We start from the raw sequence: 2,317 nt of genomic DNA, 5'->3' as shown, positions 1-2,317 counted from the left end.
ATCCACTATCAGGCCGATGCGGACGTGACGTTCCTGTTGACCAGCGGCGGTCATAATGCCGGCGTCGTCGCGCCTCCCGACGAGCCCTGGCACAACTATCAGGTCATGACCAAGGCTGCGGATGCGCCTTATGTCGGCCCGGACGAGTGGCTGAAGCTGGCGCCGCATGTTGAGGGATCGTGGTGGCCGGAATGGGCAAAATGGCTGGCGGCGCGCTCAGGCGCGCCCTGCGATCCACCGTCGATCGGTGTCGGGGGCGTTGACGSCCTGCCCGACGCGCCGGGAGACTACGTCCACACCTAATCCTTAGGCTCCGCGTTCGGCGCAAGGTCTGACGAGCGGAAGGGCTTGGCCTTGTCCAGTTTCCGGTAGGCCGTAGAGGCGGTCCGCAGCAGCTTCTTTTCCCGCTTGCGGTCGAGGAAGCGAATGCCGGCCTCGGGGCCGGCGCCGTTCAGCGACGCTGCCAGCGCTTGCCCGCGCGCATCGTCATTCAATTGTCCGAGGGACCTTTGCGCCTTGCGCAATTGCTTGAGGATGGACTTCTGCTTCGTCAGGGTGTCGTCATCGAACAGGTCCGTGAGCGACTCGATCGAATAGGTCAGCCGCTTGTTGAGAAGCCGCAGCCTGTGTCGTTTCTCGACATCGAGCTTGCGCAGCTTGCGGGCCTTCCTGAGCAGCGTCTCTTCCCACTCGGTCAGCCGCGCCGTCGCGTGGTCGGCGAGCGAGCAGCGGCGCAGCCTGAAGGCTTCCTTGCTGCGCCGGGTCRACCAGGGCCCGCTCTCGATCCAGGCCGAGGTCTCCTCGACCAGGCGCCTGTAGCGGGCGGATTGCAGCGCCCGCGCGAGCAGGCGGTGGCTCTCGGCGCGTTTGTCGTCCCAGTGCTGGAGCTCGGCGATCACGGCGAGCTCGTCGCCACTCTCGGCGACGACCCGCTCGATCGCCACGTCGAGGTCCCGCACCATGCCGAGCTGGCCGTTCAGCCATTTCAGCTCGGCCCAGACGTGCGGCCGATGCGTGTCGTCCACCATCGGCGAGAAGAAGCGGATGGCGGTGCGCAGATGCGTCAGCGCGATACGGATCTGGTGCAGCGCGTCGGGATCGCCGCGGCAAGTGCCGTCGTGCTGGGCGAGGACGGCATCGAGGTGGCGGCGGGCGATGATCCGGAACGCCGTATCGCAGGCCATGCCGGGGCTAAGGCGGCCGGGCAGGGCATTGCGCCGCGCCGCCGGCTTGGCGCGCGCGGCCGCGGTCGAACTCGTGGTGGGTCGCGACATCCTTGCCCGCGTCAATCAGATTGCCTTATTTGCCTTGTGATCGCGTCCCGGCAACGCTGGAGTGTCTGCTCTTGTGTCCCGGATGCATCGATGGTCGCCCAACCGACATGGCCGATATTATAGTGCTCTTGCTGCGCAGCAACCTCTTGCGTGGCATCGGAGGCATCGCCATGGCGGTCGCCGATGCGCGCCTGACGGGTCGCGAGGTCGGCGGTGAGGAATAATCCGCTCAGCGGCACGTTGCATTGGCTGGCCATGGCGGCTAGTTGGTCCCGTTCGGACTCGCTTGCAAAGACGGCGTCGACGATTGYGGAATGGCCTTGCGCCAGCACCTGTCGGGCGCGTTGCACCAGCACCTCGTAGACGCGTGCGGCGACCTCGGGTCGGTACGTGGACGGCGGCAGGCGGTGGCTGTGTTCCACCCGAAACAGCTGCTTGCGAATGACGTCGCTGCGCAGCACGACGGCGCCCGGTTGCGGCGTGACGTCGGGCGCAAGCGCGCGGGCGAGGGCGGACTTGCCGGTGCCCGATAGTCCCCCAACCGCAATCAGGCGCGGGGCGGGCGGGTGGATCAGAGCCCGGGCGAGATCGAAGTAACGGCGTGCATCGTGAAGAATTCCTGTCCGGTCGGCATCGGGCCGCGTCAGCCGCGCCAGCGCCACCTGGGCACGGATTGCCGCGCGAATGGACATGAACAGCGGCAGGGCTGAAAGCGCATCGAGATTTTCGGGTGGCGTCGCGTCGAGATACCGGTTCAGGACGATATTGGCAGCAAACTGTTGATCGTGGTGCAGCAGGTCCATCAGCGTGAAAGCGAGGTCGTAGAGCACGTCGACAGTTGCGATTTGCGCATCGAACTCGATGGCGTCGAACAGCACTGGCCGGTCGTCGATCGACACGATATTCGCAAGATGCAGGTCGCCGTGGCAGCGGCGCACGAATCCCTGACGGCCGCGTTCTTCGAGCAGCGGTCGCAGGCGCAACAACATCGCGCGCGAGGCCTGGTCGACCTGCTCGATCTCTTCAGCTACGAGATGGTTGCC

Annotated in this window: 2 protein-coding genes and 1 pseudogene; 1 reads left to right on the top strand and 2 read right to left on the bottom strand. The window is 66.0% G+C overall.

Annotated elements, in window-relative coordinates; translation table 11 throughout:
* Nucleotides 1–303: pseudogene (locus AC1D00_RS37070) on the top strand (poly-beta-hydroxybutyrate polymerase); the annotation flags it as partial.
* On the opposite strand, the gene AC1D00_RS37065 reads toward AC1D00_RS37070, so the two are convergent.
* Together AC1D00_RS37065 and AC1D00_RS37060 are read right to left on the bottom strand one after the other, a co-directional pair.
* Nucleotides 300–1,274, bottom strand: a complete 975-nt coding sequence (locus AC1D00_RS37065; protein WP_477014080.1) for a CHAD domain-containing protein — start codon at nt 1,272–1,274, stop codon at nt 300–302. The pseudogene AC1D00_RS37070 and the gene AC1D00_RS37065 overlap by 4 nt on opposite strands.
* An 11-nt stretch (nt 1,275–1,285) precedes the next feature.
* A partial coding sequence (locus tag AC1D00_RS37060) for a bifunctional aminoglycoside phosphotransferase/ATP-binding protein (RefSeq protein WP_477014079.1) occupies nt 1,286–2,317 on the bottom strand: 1,032 nt, incomplete at its 5' end.

The organism is Bradyrhizobium sp. P2_E8 (assembly GCF_056403875.1).
Note: the sequence above shows the minus strand (reverse complement) of the source record. Positions and strands in the feature narration are given on the sequence as shown.